At 42.1% G+C, this 1531-nt stretch carries 3 protein-coding genes; all 3 read left to right on the forward strand.

Translation table 11 applies throughout. The features are described 5' to 3' along the window. Positions 1-717 (forward strand): DUF3945 domain-containing protein (locus K5G00_RS29295; RefSeq protein WP_238770164.1); only part of this gene is annotated, 717 nt, incomplete at its 5' end. An 88-nt stretch (positions 718-805) separates the two neighbouring features. Then, a complete protein-coding gene (locus K5G00_RS29300; protein WP_238770166.1) occupies positions 806-1243 on the forward strand; it encodes a DUF1896 family protein in 438 nt (145 codons plus the stop codon). After that, the coding region (locus K5G00_RS29305; protein ID WP_449566830.1) for a hypothetical protein at positions 1230-1531 on the forward strand (302 nt) is incomplete at its 3' end. The genes K5G00_RS29300 and K5G00_RS29305, both read left to right, overlap by 14 nt.

Raw genomic sequence — 1531 nt, forward strand, 5'->3', positions numbered from 1 at the left:
GAAGACAAAAATAACCTCTTACAGACCGGCAATGCAGGTCGCATACTCCATCCACAATACAAAGAAGGGGAAACAACACCTGTATTTCTTTCCATAGACAAATTAACTAACGAGCTTGTCGCAGCCCGTGCTGATAAAATAAATATTCCGGAGGAAATAAAAGGGGTAAAGCTGAATGAAAGCCAACAAAAGGAACTGGCTGAAGGCCGGGCCATTTTTGTGGAAGGCATGACAGCCCGTAGCGGAAATGAATTCAGCGCTTGGTTACAGGTAGATGCCGACAAACGGGGCATCGGTTTTCGTTTTGACCAACAACAGAACCAACAGCAAAATGTAAATGACCAAAGACAAGTTCGTATTCCCAATTCGTTGCTTGGAAAAGAACTCAACGAAGAACAGCAGCAGAAGCTGGAAAAGCGGGAAACTGTTTATATTTCCGGGATGAAGGATAAAGAAGGCCAGGAGTTTAATGCGTATGTAAAAATTAACGATGAAAAAGGCAAGCTTGATTTTTACAAATGGAACCCTGACAAAGCTCAAACCAAAGGAGCTGAAGTCACTCCCGACAAAAACAGCAAAACACAGGTAGCTGTAAATTCAGAGGGGAAAACCAACGAAGCCACCAAAGATGTAAGAGAACCTTTGAACAAGGAGCAGGTCACCCCGACTGAACAGCAAACAGACAAACGTAACCGCTCAAAAGCTCATTCCATGTAAGGGTTCTCATGCGATAAAATGAGGCGTTCAGGAAGTGACCTGGGCGCTTTCTCAAAACTCAATTTTTAACATCAAAAATCAGAAAGTCATGAATAATAGCTATCAGGAATTGTCCTGGTTTAAACTGTCGCTTTTGCACTTTTTATATGAAAGCCATCCCGAGTTAATTGATAACAATAACTTACTCAATACCCGCAGTGACCTTGCTTCCAAAACTTATTCCGAAAGCATAAAAAACGGGCATACACAGCAGGAAGCGGAAGAACTGGCCACCAAAGACCTTTATCACGGCCTTCACTTTTCCAAACACGATACGCTTGTAACCATCCTTTGGAACGAATTCCCCAGGGAAATCCCCATGGGACAAGCCAAAGAGTTTGCCATCAAATTGCTTCCCAAAGTTGAAGGCATATTTTCAAAATATAAGCTAAATGATGAGTTTGCATTTAGTCCGGAGTTTCATGGTTTATATGTCGAGTTAACCGGGGAACTTTCAATCTGGGTGGGAGAACATGGGCTTCAATAAAGAAAAGCACCTTCGGGCAAATATTGAGGCGATAAAACTTGCTTTTCAGCTTGAACGAGAAAATCGAAACCCGACAAACGAAGAGAAAGAAGCCCTGAAACAATATTCCGGTTTCGGGGCTTTAAAATGTATTCTTAATCCGGCAGAAAGTTTATCTGATATAGCTCATTGGCCAAACTCAGAAGTCCGGTTATTTCCTCTGGTGACCGAACTGCATGATGTATTGAAAAGCAATTCCCAATCGGAACAGCAGTACAAACAGTATGTTGGAAGCCTTAAAAATTCCAT

Origin of the sequence: Maribellus maritimus (assembly GCF_022267315.1) — a bacterium.
Classification (GTDB): Bacteria; Bacteroidota; Bacteroidia; order Bacteroidales; family Prolixibacteraceae; genus Draconibacterium; species Draconibacterium maritimum.